Source organism: Kineococcus sp. GCM10028916 (assembly GCF_042674865.1).
Classification (GTDB): Bacteria; Actinomycetota; Actinomycetes; order Actinomycetales; family Kineococcaceae; genus Kineococcus.
Genome location: NZ_JBHTFM010000005.1, coordinates 40,251 through 54,595, shown reverse-complemented (window position 1 = coordinate 54,595; position 14,345 = coordinate 40,251). Strand labels below are relative to the sequence as shown.

The 14,345-nt window shown below is 64.8% G+C and carries 11 protein-coding genes; 3 read left to right on the top strand and 8 right to left on the bottom strand.

The window, feature by feature from the left end; genetic code table 11:
- The first annotated feature begins 161 nt into the window (after window positions 1-161).
- Complete coding sequence (locus ACFQ46_RS07105) at window positions 162-1,469, top strand: hypothetical protein (protein WP_380258587.1); 1,308 nt, start codon at window positions 162-164, stop codon at window positions 1,467-1,469.
- Between the two features lie 84 nt (window positions 1,470-1,553).
- Here ACFQ46_RS07105 and ACFQ46_RS07100 read toward each other — a convergent pair whose 3' ends face one another.
- Window positions 1,554-1,856 (bottom strand): nucleoside triphosphate pyrophosphohydrolase, encoded by a 303-nt coding sequence (locus tag ACFQ46_RS07100; RefSeq protein WP_380258585.1) that lies wholly within the window; start codon window positions 1,854-1,856, stop codon window positions 1,554-1,556.
- A gap of 26 nt (window positions 1,857-1,882) precedes the next feature.
- On the opposite strand from ACFQ46_RS07100, the gene ACFQ46_RS07095 reads away from it, so the two are divergent.
- Window positions 1,883-2,212, top strand: coding sequence for a hypothetical protein (locus ACFQ46_RS07095; RefSeq protein WP_380258583.1), 330 nt, complete (start codon window positions 1,883-1,885; stop codon window positions 2,210-2,212).
- A gap of 630 nt (window positions 2,213-2,842) precedes the next feature.
- A complete protein-coding gene (dcm, locus tag ACFQ46_RS07090; RefSeq protein ID WP_380258581.1) occupies window positions 2,843-4,801 on the top strand; it encodes a DNA (cytosine-5-)-methyltransferase in 1,959 nt (652 codons plus the stop codon).
- Between the two features lie 15 nt (window positions 4,802-4,816).
- On the opposite strand, the gene ACFQ46_RS07085 is transcribed toward dcm, so the two are convergent.
- The 7 genes from ACFQ46_RS07085 to ACFQ46_RS07055 form a co-directional block, all read right to left on the bottom strand.
- On the bottom strand, window positions 4,817-6,046 hold the full coding sequence (locus ACFQ46_RS07085) for an ATP-binding protein (RefSeq protein ID WP_380258579.1): 1,230 nt from the start codon (window positions 6,044-6,046) through the stop codon (window positions 4,817-4,819).
- Window positions 6,047-6,124: 78 nt separating this feature from the next.
- Entirely contained in the window at window positions 6,125-6,532 is a 408-nt protein-coding gene (locus ACFQ46_RS07080; RefSeq protein ID WP_380258617.1) for a very short patch repair endonuclease, read from the bottom strand.
- Between the two features lie 58 nt (window positions 6,533-6,590).
- Window positions 6,591-7,784: a hypothetical protein gene (locus tag ACFQ46_RS07075; protein WP_380258577.1), complete on the bottom strand. Its 1,194-nt coding sequence runs from the start codon at window positions 7,782-7,784 to the stop codon at window positions 6,591-6,593.
- Between the two features lie 29 nt (window positions 7,785-7,813).
- A complete protein-coding gene (locus tag ACFQ46_RS07070) occupies window positions 7,814-8,710 on the bottom strand; it encodes a hypothetical protein (protein ID WP_380258575.1) in 897 nt (298 codons plus the stop codon).
- Window positions 8,707-10,506 carry a hypothetical protein gene (locus ACFQ46_RS07065; protein ID WP_380258573.1) on the bottom strand — a complete coding sequence of 600 codons (1,800 nt, stop codon included), beginning with the start codon at window positions 10,504-10,506 and terminating at the stop codon, window positions 8,707-8,709. The genes ACFQ46_RS07070 and ACFQ46_RS07065 overlap by 4 nt, the downstream gene beginning before the upstream one ends.
- Entirely contained in the window at window positions 10,503-11,525 is a 1,023-nt protein-coding gene (locus ACFQ46_RS07060) for a PD-(D/E)XK motif protein (protein WP_380258571.1), read from the bottom strand. Before ACFQ46_RS07060 ends, ACFQ46_RS07065 begins: the two co-directional genes overlap by 4 nt.
- Window positions 11,518-14,256 carry a Z1 domain-containing protein gene (locus ACFQ46_RS07055; protein WP_380258569.1) on the bottom strand — a complete coding sequence of 913 codons (2,739 nt, stop codon included), beginning with the start codon at window positions 14,254-14,256 and terminating at the stop codon, window positions 11,518-11,520. Before ACFQ46_RS07055 ends, ACFQ46_RS07060 begins: the two co-directional genes overlap by 8 nt.
- Window positions 14,257-14,345: the final 89 nt, after the last annotated feature.

Below are 14,345 nucleotides of genomic sequence, written 5' to 3'. Positions count from 1 at the left end.
GAGATCCATACGCCCAGCATAAGAGGCAAGTGACCGAAATAGTAGGCACTTGCTCGACTCCGATCTTCCTGACCACGAGCCATGTCGCCTGATCGGAGGCGTCAATCCCGCCTGTCACCACGTCGATCCTTCAAGAGCAGAAGATCGAGGATGGAGCAGAGATGGCCAGGGGATCCCGCAAGGTCAGCGTGGCCGTGCGCACCGGACAGGGTGAGCACGTCGAGCACCTCACCGATCGTCCGGTGCGGCGGATGCCTGACGGGGTGAGCGGGGTCGTCTACGGCGGGCGGGTCTACCCGATCAACGAGAGCATGTTCATCTGCCTGGACGACCCGAGCGTGCCCAAAGTCGACTGCGACGACTTCGTTGGCCCGTCCGAGGACCTCGTCGTGCTGGTCGAGACCTCAGCGTCCTCCTCGCTCACCGTGAACCGGTGGGCGATCGAGTCGACCCGGTTCGGGCACTACGTGGTGCTCGACGCCGCTGAGACGGACGCCGAGGAACTGGTGCACCGTCTCGAGGCCTCGGGCACCACCGTCAAGCGGTGGGCGCAGAGCTGGCGGCCGGCCTCGGACGGGCACCACTACGACTGGTTCATCCGCCTGGGCGGCGACCTGACTCCTGACCAGTGCGTGGCTGCGGTGACCGATGCCCTGGGCAGTGGTTCCGCGACACCTCCCGCTCCCCCCGTGGAGAACTCCGCTGCTCTGGCCCAAGCCCACGACGCTCTGCTGCGGGTCGAGCTGATCGTCGCTCAGAGCCAGCTGCAGACCGCGCGTCGAGAGGTCGACGCCCTCACCGCGGACCTCGACGGAGCCCGGAACGATCGGGACGACCTCAAGAAGCAGCTGAAGGCCGCCAAGAGCGCTCGCACCAAGGCGGAGAAGCAGCTCGCCGCGCTGCAGGTCAGCGCGCCCGCCACCGAAGAGACGGCCAACGAGGACCTGCTCGCCGCTGAAGCGCTCCTCAAGGAGGCGGAGACCCAGGAGCTTGAGATCGCTCAGCTCCGGCAGCAGCTCCACGACGCCCAAAGGGCCGCGGAGCGAGAACGGGATCTGCGGGAGCAGCTCACCGCAGCCGCGATCGTCGCGCCTCCTCGGCCGTCGCCGGCGAAGGGGGTGGAGGGCGTCCTGGACCGGATGTTCAGCCGACTCGACCTCCACGAGACCACTCTCGACGCGTTCACCGACCTCAAGCAGTTCCGGGCGCTGTCGCACCTCGTCCGGGTGCTCGTCGACCTGGACACGAAGAAGCTCAAGGGCGAGAAGTGCGAGGGGTACGCGGACATCCACGAGGTCAGGGGCATCCACACCGGTCTCAAAGGGTCGGAGCGGATGGGTCGCCTCTACTACCGCCCCGACCTGGAGGCCGACCGCCTCCTCGTCTTCGTGCACCGCAAGAAGGACGACAAGGACCAGCGCGAGTTCCTCGAGAAGATCGCGAAGGGAGCCGTCGTCCTCGACCGGTGACGCGTGCCTCCGCTCAAGCGGGGACGGGGAGCCGCCGACGAGCTGACGGTGACGCGTTGCGATCCCGTGCGGTCGACCCGTGGGCTACTCCAACCAGACCCCGCCACCGAAACCGCCCCGCTGCTGCCGCTTGGCGTCGGCTTGCCGGACGACGTCCTCGATCGAGGCGCCGCACAGCTCCGCCACGGCCAGCAGCACCTCGTAGACGTCGGCGGCCTCCGCGAGCCGATCCTCGGCGGTCGTCGCGTCATGCAGCTCCCCCGCCTCCTCGACGACCTTCGCGAGGAGCGCCGCGACGTACTCGTCGTCGGCGAGGATCCGAGTCTCCGGCTCACGGCCCTCCGCCCGGATGATGTCCGGGATGCGGTCGCGCACGAGCTTGCCCATGGGGTCCTGGCCTCCGAGGTCGTCCGATGAGTGCCGGCGCCTTCTACCGCACGGAGCCGACACCAGCCACGTCGTGGCGCATGGCGATCCTGCTGGGCCGGAACGACCGAACCTACAAGTTCGCACTCGGTGCGGCGCTCCTCGACTTCGCCGTCGAGGGTAGGGAAGACGTGAGCCCGGTCGAACTCGCCGCCCTCTACACGCTGAAGCTGGCGGAACGCTCACCCGAGGTTGCGCAGGCACCCAGCAGCAAGAGCGCGAGCCCGACCGACTTCGTGACCATGCTGCACGAGGACATCAAGTACGTCCCGACCCACGGCGAGCCAACCCAGCGGCTCGTCGACAAGGCGGTCTGAAGTGTCACGGCTTTGATGCCGTCTTTACGTGGAGCACAGCTCCAAAATGGAGTCATTGAGGCCAGCATGACGGGCGGCCTTAGCATTGGTAGGTGGCCGGTAGTCCAAGCGGGCGTTGTTCCACCACTCCACCCAGATCGCGGTGGAGTACTCGACGTCGGGAAGCGTCATGGCCAAGAGGTCGAGCAGCGCGGACCGGTCGCGTGCATGGTCGGCGAGGCCCCCACTGGTATTTACGTGCTCGCGCAGGACGCCGCCGGACCGGCCACTGTGCATCCCCGGGCCAAGGAGACGGCCGACGCGGTTGCAAGGAAGTGCATGACTTTGTCGGGGACGCCGCCCTGCGCGCAAGGCGTTGAGGGACTTCACTGAGCGCCTACCCTCTGCAGTGACCTCCCTCAGCGTTTCGTCGTCCACCGCATGGTCCTTACAGCGCCTGCTCGTCGGCACGGCCTGCGTCGCTGCTCAGACTTGCGTGTCGACCACCGTCACAGGACTGCCCTTGACCAGGTGGTCGATACTGCGCTGTGAGGCGTCTTGGACACACTTGACTGCTGTTGCTCTTGGCGGTCAACCACCTCAGCTCCACCTAGACTGTAAGGGTTCCAGAATCTGCCCGAGGAGTCGACGATGCCCGAGACGAGCCGACGAACCAGCTCCGGGTACGGAGTAAAGCTGGTTAGAGGGCCGTTTGTCCGGTTGGAGCCGCACCCGGACTCCTGCGAGACAGATGAGCAGTTCCTGACTCATGCGGAGCGGCTACGCGAGGGCGGCGCCACGCTCGCAGCGGACCTATTCAGCGGTGCGGGCGGATTGAGCTGGGGCCTCGAAGCGGCTGGGCTAAGCGTGGTGCTCTCGGTGGACCACGACAAGGAGGCGGTCGAGACCCACCGGCACCACTTCGGAGGACTTGCTGTCGACTGGAATCTGAGCGATGCAGACCAGGTGGAACGCGTCGCCCACCTCATGTCAGAAGCCGGTGTCCAGGTCCTCGCCGGCGGCCCTCCATGTCAGCCCTTTTCCAAGGCTGGTCGCTACCTCATTCGCGACAGGGTCAATAAGGGTCTGCGAGATCCACACGACGAACGACGAGACCTGTGGCGCTCGTACCTTGAGGTCGTACGGTTGGCACGTCCAGCAGCCGTCATCATGGAGAACGTTCCGGACATGGCTCTGGACCGAGAAATGTTCATCCTGCGCTCGATTGTGGAGGAGCTGGAGGGACTCGGCTATGCGGTTGAGGAGAACATCGTCGACACATGGCGTTACGGGGTTCCTCAGTTCCGCCAGCGCCTTATTCTCGTTGCCCTGAGGGACGGCCTACGCTTTGACTGGCCGCACCCCGTGGAGACTCAGGTGACGGTGTGGAACGCCATCGGCGACCTCCCTGAGGTGCGCGGTGGGTGGCGTCCGGAAGGCGGCGCCACAGGATGGGCAGACTACGATGCTCCCCAAACGTCTTTTCAGCGCGCCATGCGCGCCGGGGTTTCCACGGAGGCGACGCACCGCGTTTACGATCACATTACCCGTCCGGTACGTGAGGACGACGAGAAAGCCTTCGAGATGATGGGGTCGAAGACGCGCTACTCGGATCTTCCGGAGGAATTAAAGCGCTACCGACAGGACATCTTCGACGACAAATACAAGAGGTTGGACGAGAATCACCTTTCCCGGACGATAACCGCCCACATCGCCAAAGACGGATACTGGTACATACACCCACGGCAAAGTCGTACCCTTACCATCCGTGAGGCGGCGAGGCTGCAGACATTCCCCGACCACTTCCGCTTTGCAGGCCCACCCTCAGCCGCGTTCCGTCAGATCGGCAACGCGGTCCCGCCGCGCCTCGGAGAAGCGCTCGGTGGTGCCGTCTTGGAAGCGCTCACGCGTCGTGAGCCGGCTCAGACGCGGACACAGGACGTCGCGGCTGTCCTCGCGAACTGGTACACCGCAAGACAGAAGGTGCCGCGTGGGGTGCCATGGCTGAACGCCACCTCACGCTGGCAGGTGGTGTGCGCGGAGACTCTCCTCGAACGTGCTGCACCAAGGACCGTATCCGCCATCTGGCCGGTAGTTCAGCTGCTGGACCGGCCTGAAAATCCTGACACCGCGGACGAGGAGGACGCTCTCCTGGACATCGCACGGGCAGTGGGCCGAGAGAAACGGGCCACCACATTATCGGAACTTGCCGACTATCTCAGGGAACGCCCCGGGGTGCTCGACTCGGACGACATCGCGTCCCTGCGGCTGCCAGGCCTGAGTGAGGCGGTGGCTGACTTGGCGGTGCTGGCCGTCCCTGTAGAAGGGAAGAGCTCCGAGGAGCCTGTACTCACAACGAAAGGCGTACTGCGCGTCGCCGAGCGCTTCCACGCAGACCCGGTGAGTCAGAAAAATCGTCTGACCGATGGGCGCCTTGCAGTAGCCCGCATGATTGGGGGCGGCGCCAATGCCCGTGACGCCCACAAAGGCCTGATTGAACTCGCCGCTACGCTGTGCCGACCTGACCGCCCCCTATGCATGGACTGCCCTCTGGCGGACACCTGCCACCGCTACGGAGTGCCGGACGACGGCATCGAACCACTCTTCTGATCACACCCGGCGGAATCAGAAGTTCAAGCTTTCCGCCACCTCCGGCGCGGTCTCCTTTAACCTAGCCACAATGCGTTTGAAGGCGGCGTAGTCGCCAGACTGCGCGGCAGCCGAGCGGAGAGCGAGACCGACCGTAGGCAGGGGGGCGAGTTCGGCGGGGGGTGCCACCACCGGAGCCTCACGGCGGGAATTTCTGCGGTAGGTGTCGTTCGCACGCAGGCACACCTCGTGCAGCGGGCGCTCCAGCATCTGCCGGATCCCGGTTGGGAGGTTGACCCGCATCTTGGCCACATTAATGTGAAACGCGGCGTCGAGGTCGGTGTTGAAGTCCAGCGCGACTCGGGCGAGCTTAGTGTGCTCATCGATGGAACGGACGCCTGCCCAGCCTCCCCACTGCACAAGGCGGTCTGCGCGGTACACGTACAAACCTTGCTGCCGGTTCCACTTGAGTGGACCGGACAGACGGTCGAACTCCTCCTGCATGCTGAATTTCTCCCGCGGCGGAAGGACGAATCGTCGCAGACGTACTGTGCCGACGTGGTCGTCAGCTTCGACCTCAAAGCTCAGCGGAGCAAGCTCGACGGTGTGCTGCTCTTGGGGCGCGAAGGGGTCCCAGGGCTGCAATTTCTCTCCATTGACCGTCATCACGACACGCTCACCTTGGGCCGTACCGGCGAGGAAGCGGTGGAAGACCATCGACAGGTGCGCCGCCGTTTTCACAGCGAGAGATTCGAACCTGCGACGCGCCCAGCCGCCTTCAGGGCGGCGGTCGGGCAGAACACGGTCGAGCTTCGACCAGACAACGACAGTTCCCGGCGCCTCGTTGAGCCACCGCTGCGCCTCGGTCACCGCACGAGTACGACCCGGGTCGATGATCAACCAGTCGTCGAAGTCGATGATCACATCGAGGTCGAGGGTCCGAGTGGAGATACGCTTTACCGTGGCAGCACGGCGTGTGCATACAGTGACAGAACGGCACTGTGACAGCGAAGCTGTCTTGAGCCCCAGCCCGTACCGGCCGAGCTCCCCCACCTCATAACTCCGCCGGCTACCGAATCGCAAGGACTCCACCAGACCGTTCTGCGTCATGCCTGTACCGTCGTCGGCGATGAGGACGAAGGAGTCTGGGCCATCGAACTCGACGACGACGTCGATGGTGGTTGCGCCTGCTGCGATGCTGTTGTCCACGAGGTCCGCGACCGCGGAGAAGAAATCGTAACCGATGTCGCGCAGCGAGGAGGTCAACCTCGAAGCAGAGGGGGTCACGCTAATCGACTGTCTCGTCACTTCATATCTCCAGATCCATCGCCGCCCACCAGGGTCTCACAAGGACGGGGTGTTGCGACGCCGACGCGCCTGTCCTGCCGTACGCCTAGCCTCCCAGGCCTGCTCCACCGCATCAGCGGCAACGCCGGGCACATCGTGCTCCCACACATGCAGAGGCGTCCAGCCGATCTCGAGGAGGGCCGCGTCCTTCCGTCTGTCCCTCGCGACATTGGTGGCGAGCTTCTCACTCCACCAGCCACGGTTGTTGCGAGGAACGACGGCGTGCTCGGGGCAAGAATGCCAGAAGCAGCCGTCAACGAAGATCGCTAGTCGGGCCGCTGTGAATACGATGTCTGGGCGACCCGGCAAGCCCCGCACACCAATGCGATACCGCAGACCCCGTGCGTGCAGCTCGCGCCGCAGCGCCAGTTCGGGACCTGTGTCGCGCCGCGGCATACGTTGCATCTGCCGTCGGACGTGATCGTTGAGCGGCGCGGGGCGGGACGATCCCGACCGCGGCCCGTCAGCGGCCACGACCCCGCACCCTGCGACGGATGGCGCCGAGGAGCCCGCCCGTCGGCTCGTCCGACGGCTCGTCGACGACCCGCGTGGAGGGCGGTGAAGTGGAGATCGAAAACTCGCTCGGTGCCACTGGAGAGGGCGACGCTGCAGTCGCGGTGTCCGCTTCTAGGTCGAACAGCGACTCGGAACGGTGCGGTTCCTGCACTGGCGCCGGTTCCGATGGCTCCGGTTGCAGTGGGGGGATCGGAGCTTGTGTGTCGGACGAGTCGACATCGCGCAGCTGCTCACCCAGTTCCTCAGGCAGCGACTCGGCGTGCTGATCCATTTCTGGTTCTTCCCCGTCCTTTGCACCCTTCTTGCTTTTCGCCTCCTTCCTGCCCGTTGCCTCTTCCATGCTCTTCGCCTCCTCCGCCGCACGCAGGAACCTCACACTGTGGTCGATCACCTCGTCCACCAGATCCACCAGCTCATCGTCTGACAGGGCGCTGGCGCCGACGAAGGTAAACAGCCGCAGCAGGCGCTTGGCGGAATCCCGGAAGAGGGCGTCGACCTTCACTCCAGGCGATGCGTCGATCGCATCGAGGAGACGTTGCGCCACATAACGCGCGACCCGAGGGTCGCCGAAGGCCCGCGGACGCTCAACGATGTTGACGGCCTGGTCTTCGCCGATTCGGGCAGTGACGGCTGTACCCAGGACGTGGGTCCGCCACCAGAGACGACGGAAGACGTTTCGCGGCCGACCGATGAGACGTTCGTAGTCGGACCGGTGCTCGGGGTTCGGATAGCGCCAGAGAGCGACATCGGGCAGCAGCACGAGGCTGAGGAACGACCAGACGCGTTCATCCGCCGCATCAGCGGTGAGGATGTCCATGCGGCGGTACAGAAGGAGTGCGACCTCACGATCGAAATCGCTGACCGCAGCCTTGGACATCGGTTGCGGAAATCCATGAGTCCGGGCGATGTCCCGAACAGTTACCTGAAGCTCCTGCAGCCGTTCGGTCGTGACGCGTGATCCGGCCACCTCGTAGAAAGTCACGCGAGGGTGGGTCAGCGCTGCAGCCCCCACAAGAGCCTCGAGCTTTTCAGGAGGCACCCGCCAGTTGGACTTCTTCTCGTCCCCGTCCTTGTTGAACTTGACTGGGACGCTTGGGGGCGCTTCCGCTTGAGGCAGATGACTCACCATCTCACGGGCCACCACCAGATCAAGCCGTGGGTAAACTAGACTCATTCGTCCTCAACTCCCCACAGCACTTGAAGCTGCGCCTCCCACTCACCCGGGTCATTCAGCCAGAGGGTTTCAACCTCACCCACCGACATCGACGGGAACGCGCGGTCGAGAACGCGCTGGACCATGCCGCCCAAGGTCTCCGCTTCAAAGCGCAGTCCCAACTCCGAGGACCCCTGACGCAGGCCAGCCTGCGCCACCTGCCGTGTCACATCCGTCTGGATCATGCGCATCAGGTCGGCGGCGGCGGGAGTTCCCGGACTGTCGAGCAGTTCCGCCACCCGGGGGTGCCCGGTGTTCAAGTGAACGGTGAGGGAGCCCGCCGAGCTGGCCGCCAGCTCAGTCGTCGACAACTGGACGTGCCAGAGGGCACGACGGCCCCCAGCCACCCCTGCCGAGGCGAAGTCGAGCGGAAGGACACGCAGTCGCGAGGCGTAGCCGTCCAGCTCAGTGATGAACGGTTCGCCCGTCCACAGCAACGACCCGGGACGCTGAGGTGCCAAGGGATCGGCCTGGGCGCCGGCCGACGCGAGCAGGACCTGAACGCCTAAATGTAGTCGACCACCGAGATCCGGCCCTGGCAGGGTCTCCGAAAATTCGTTCTGACCGTCTATCAACGTCTTGACGCACAACAGGCCCCGGAGATTCGTGTGGTCCGAGTGCCAAGCGATCCCGCCACGCACCACCGCGTCTGCGGGCAGCCCGCAGTCGGATCGGAGTCCCCTTAGGTCCACCTCTATGTCCACGCCTACGCGGATGGGAACGTGGTAGCTCCAGTCCGGTACCGCTTCCGGCTCGTGGAGCTCGACGTCGTCGGTTGCCACGATCCAAGAACCTTGCTTCAAACGTCCGTCGTGGGGCAGCAGATACCCGAAGCTGGCGGTGTCCGTCCTCACGGCAATCTCCTTAGGGCGACCAGCACCACAGTCTCACGCGGTTGCTCCACCACGACCAACAGCTCGGTCGGCCAGTCGACCAAGGCGACCTCCCCCTCCTCGGCGACCACACCACCCTCCGTTGTCCGCCACTGCCGGACGGCCGGCTGATCCGCACCCACCGGCGCCGAAGACTCGGTCCCACCAGTGGCGAGGACTACGCGGGGCTCCGCGAGCAGGCGGTCACCAGGTGTCCAGACCCCCTCCAACACCACCCGGTACTCCGCGACCAGACGTCCGTCCTCCAACCAGATGCGTGGTCGCCCCTCCACACGGGCGGCGCCCGGCGCGCTCGGCGAACGCACCCCGCTCGCCTTGGAGGCTCTCGGTGGACGCAACCCGGGCGCCCCTCCAGGGGCAGGGGTGAGCAGAGAGCCCAACCGGGTCGCCAGCTGAGTCACTACCCGCGAGGTGCCGACGTGATCGTCTGGGACGTGGACCCGGGCCCGATTGCGGAACTCCTCCTTGATCCTGTCCAGCGCAACCCGCACCGGGTTGAAGTGTCCCTTCGGCAGCCGCATGCTCTCCGGAGCCCAGTCGTCGTGCGCGACCGGTTCAGAGCTGGCGAAGTCAGCGTCGACGCCGTCGTCGGCCACGAAGACCGAGACCTGCCCACGACCGGAGGGGTCCGGGGAGACGGATAGGTACTTCACGATGAGCCTCGGTCGCCGCATGAGGGCCACACCATCCATGGGAATCACCGACACGACGTCCCTGGGCGCGGTAAAAAAGCGCGTCCCCAAACGTCCCAGGGTCTTGACGGGCCGTTGCGACTTTACGTCCATCACCCGGAAACGGGTGTCCGAGGCCATGTCCTCCTGCTGCCCGGTGGCCGCGAAGTAGGCGTCGACATACCGGCCCAGCACCGGATCCCTGCGGGGATCGCGTAGCTCGACGGGGTTCCCCTCATGGCTGAACTGAAAGCAGATGGTCTCGTCCACAATGTGCGGCCAAGCCCACTGGAGCGCGGCTTCGGCGATCCGGCGGATGATTTCCTCGTCGCTGGTCTCTGCCTCCTCATGCGCGACCGGCGCGACAACCGCCAGCGCGGTGCCCGTCCCGTCACGGCCCAGGCGCGTCATGCCCAGCCGCGCCGCGACGGCCTCCGCCTCGGCGCCCACAAGGGGCTCGACACCGACCTCGCGATCGCTTCGTCCCCAGAAGTGACGGCCGGTGTACTGCAGGCCGTCAAGGTCGTAGCTCTCGCCGATGCCGATCGCGATCAGACGGCTGACGGTCTGCCCATCCTGGTCCTTGGTCCGGGTAAAGACGATGACGGTCGCCGCCGCGCTGGCCTCGAACAGGACGCCCTTACCGAAACCATAGGTGCCGCCGCCGATTTCCTTGTCCGCTGACCGTCCGACGTTGCGGACGAAGTCAACGAAGTCAGTGCGGCCCTCCACGTGCACATCGGCACGGGTCGGGCCGCCGAGGCCACGTGTGCCGCTGTCGCTGACGATGAGAAGGGCCAGATCCGGCTCCGCCAGCATCTCTTCGAGGCCCAGTCCCGCGGGCGGAGCCACAGGGAAGACCTCAGAGCGCAGGAACTGCAGTTGCTGCGGGGTCATCCACCGGTAGTCCACGGCGAAGTCGATCGGACCCGCCAGGTCCGTCCGGGCATCCCAGGAGTTCTGGAGCGTCTCCCGCAGGAACAGAGCCCATGGATCGAGCGCCGGCCGCCCGATAGCCCGCCGCGCCGCACTCGCATGGGTACCGCCGGCGGCGTCGAAGGGGACGGAGTGCAGGTCGAGGCTCACGCAGTCCTCCCTGACAGCAGAGTCGCGACATCGCCGTCTCTGCGGAACGGTACGACCCCCGAGGAGTCCAAGTCGACCGCGTAATTCACGTTCGACAGGGCGTCGAGGACCGTAGGGTCCCTGAAAGCGCCGGGGACGACGGCTGGAAAGTCCGCCTCGACGTCGTAGATCCGGATCTCGCGGGTTCTGAACCTCATGGTGCGGTAGATCTCCATGTGCTTCGAGTCGTAGCCAACATAAGCGAGTCGGGTCAGCAGATCGTGTGCGGACACTCCGAGGCGCCGGACTCTGTCAACCACATCGGGCAGCGAATCGGAATCCTGACCTCCAGCCTCGAAGCGTTCTGCGTACAGCACCAGACGGCCCCCTACCGGCCCTTCCAGCTGACGGTCTCCGTGGATCTCCACTGTGAAGCGATCAGCCCCAGTCGACGCCTTGACCTCAATTACGACGTCGTCGGTTACAAAATCATGGCGGTGGCCGGACGGACCCTGCCAGCGGTCCAGCGCGTCTGGGTCAACCATGAGTAGCCGCTCCAAGACGTGCAGCTCGGCAAGTAGACCCAGCACCGCTGAGCGGTTCATGACTTCACTCGGCCGTGGTCGCAACAGGCTCCGCCACGCGTCGAGGACGCCGACACACACCGGGACCGAATTCCCGCGTGGAGCGGCGGTAAGGGCCACCAAGATGTCGTCGCACAGCGCCGCGAACGTGGGTCCCAAGGTGGGTTCGGTGCAGGACAGTTGCAGGAACATCTCCTCGGCAGAACCGTCTAGGAGCACGCGGGGACCAAGGTCCACCCCTTGGCTGTGGGTGTCACGAGGTACCTGAGTTCCTGCGTCAACGGGGACGAGCAGCGCGGGACGACCCTGCTCGATCAGAGCGTGCGCGACGTATCCAGCGGAGACGCTGACATCCGTCTCTCGTAGGGACGGTCCGTTGTCGCTGTCGGCGGTGAGAAGTCGGAAGGCCGCTTCGGACGACACCGGTCCCTCCCCGGAGAGCACCCGCTCAGTCACTGACGTCTCCCTGAGCCGCCGAACGTTCCTCATCGCGCCGGTCGGCGAGCCGGACCTCGTCCGCCATCTGGGCGTATACGTCCCCGAGCTGTCCATCGACGTCTGCCAGCGGCGGAGCGATGACGTAGGACACCTCGGGGTCCGGCCCCTCAGCAGTCGGAAAGAACAGAGCGACACCCATCACAGGGGCGGCCGCCCCCAGAGGGACCCGCTCCTCCTTCTCCTGCCTGCTTGTCCTCACTGCGGGTGCCGCCTTCGTCGTTCTCCCAGCCGGACCGCCTGGCTGGGAGTTGGGGTTGATGGGGTAGAGGCATACCAGCCCGCGGCTGCCCATCGTCTCGTTGCGGATGGCGCGGTAGACCACTTCTTCAAGCTCTGGAGTTATCCGGGGGACGGCGCGAGGGTGGCTGCGCAGCCGCTCTGCAATTTCCTCCGCGGACAGAGGGACGTCGGCGAGTCGGTCGCGCCGGCTCACCAACGCTTTAATGTTTGCATAGGCTTGTGGTTCCGCCGTACGGCTGCGGTTGACCATCCGCAGACCGTTCCAACGTCCACTGGGCGAGGACAGAGTGAATTCCACACCGGACCCGCCCTCGATGATCGCCACACTCCACTCCTGCAGGGCGTTGTAGCTGTTCTGTCGTCGGATGTACGAAGACATGACGTCGCCGCGAACGTCGGACGCCCCTGGGTGAAACTTGTACTTATCCAAGAAGGTGAGGATGCAGGCGGCTGGTACGCCCGTGAGTAACCTACGGCCAGAGGGAGCCTGCGCGTGGAATGTAGCGCCGGCCTGTTCCGCTGACGAGACGAGTGTCGCCGCTGCCTCAATGTTGCGGTCGAGCCAAAGCTTGTCGAGGTGGTCGAACAGGATTGTCTGCCGTCGCTGGTCGCCGAAACTCGCCCTCACCGGGACCGCGGCACGCATCTTCGCGGCGCTGGTGATCGCCATAAGAGGGTGGCTGCGGATCGGCACCCGCAGGTCGCGCGGCTCAGAAGAACCGCTGAGCTCGAACCGTGCGATCTCGCGACGGATCTCCTCCTCAACGAACGCCAGATCCCTGAACCACTCTTGGAGTTCGTCGGTCATCCAGACTCGGGGAAGATCTTGGTAATGGTTCCGGTAGCCGAACCACCGCCCCATTTGCAGGACCGTGTCATAAGCCTTGGCCGTTCGCACGAAGTAGCTGGAGACGAGACCTTCAAGTGTCAGACCACGGGAGAGGGTGTTGCCCCCAATGACCACGACGGTCGTCGGATTGTCACGGTCGTAGGACAGTCTTGCGTCCGAAAGGTAGTTGTCGACGACGACCTCGGTGCTCGCCACCACCTCCGGCAGCCGCTCCCACAGCTCCATGAAACTAACCGGCGTCTCGCCGAGCTCAGCCGCGGACACACGGGACGCCTCGTCCTCCCAAAGATCTTTCAAGAAGGCACGTACCTCAGGCGTCTCCAAGGAGGCCCCCAAAGACGCGAGGTTCGTACGCACAGGTTCCGCCATGGCCTCATGCGCAGAAGACAGCATCGAGGTGTGGATGAGCATGCTGGAGTGCGGATTTCCCCGACCGCGCACTCGGCGGGCTGCCGTCGCTAAGAGGAACCAGCACAACGCGTCAGTCAACGAGTCCGGGAAGTCAGGGCTCCAGCCATCCGCTGCACCCCGCCCGGCTGGCGGGCGAACAGCCGCCACCTCCACCTCGGGAATCGGCCTGACCACGTCAAGGCCAAGCACCTCCTCGTCGTCCTCGTCCAAGCTTTGCCGTCCGAACAGGCGCTCTGGGCCAAAGTAGGCAGCGGGTCGCGGTAGGTCGACGATGAAGTCCCGAGGAAAGAGGTCCACGTCGTCGTTCGGATCGATGAGGAGGTTGGCGAACGGAGTCGCGCTGTACGCGACATAGGCGACCTTCGGCAGGTCGAGGATCTCGCGGATCAATTGATTGATCTGAGACCGGCGTCCACCCGACCCAACGTCGATGCTGGCTTGGTCAGCCTCATCGTCGACGATTAACACTGGGCAGTCCTCTATAACCGATCCCGCGGATTGGAGCCACTCAAGAAGGCGACGCAGGCGGTGCGGGTTCTTCTTCACCACAGCCAAAAGTCGGTTCCCTGGGGCGCCGAGCAGGAAGGCGGCGTTGTCTGGACTCTGAAAGTCATCTTCCAGAGTCGTCAAGCGGAACCAGCGGTCCTCTAAACCCTTTACAAGGGATGACTCAAGTCGGTCTTGTGTCTGGGAACGAAGGTTATCTGTCATCCCGGAAAGCACGATGAAAACGCGGTAACCCGCGTCGGCGGCTTTGGCGATGACCGACATGAAGCTGGTGGTCTTGCCGCTCTGCACGTACCCCAGTACAAGACCACGGGTCCGGATGCGGGTTGAGCCGGGGCTGGTCAGCAGTCCGGTGATTCTTGTCGAGGCCTCGTCCACAGACACCATTGCCTCATCGTCGAGCCCGTTGACCAAAACCGAATGCAGATGCGGCCAAAAAACGTCAGACTCTCGGGGTCCGCCGTACCACCCGTCCACACGACGGTCTGGACTCACGATCGCCGGCGGGGATACGAGGGTACGAATTCGTCCCACACGTCGCTCGTAGAGGATGCGCGCTTCTTCGAGCTTTTCGGCAGGAATGTTCAACCGAAGATAGCGTGCGATGGCGCCTTCGATCGTCGAGCCGGTACGGACAAACCGCTCGATATCGTCCGCGAACTCTTCGATCTCGCTGACCACTACAGACATCCCCCACCCCTCGATCCTCTCCCTATCGGCGCCCCGCCACCATTAGCGGCTGCCGATAGACAAGAGGCGTTGACTCCCGC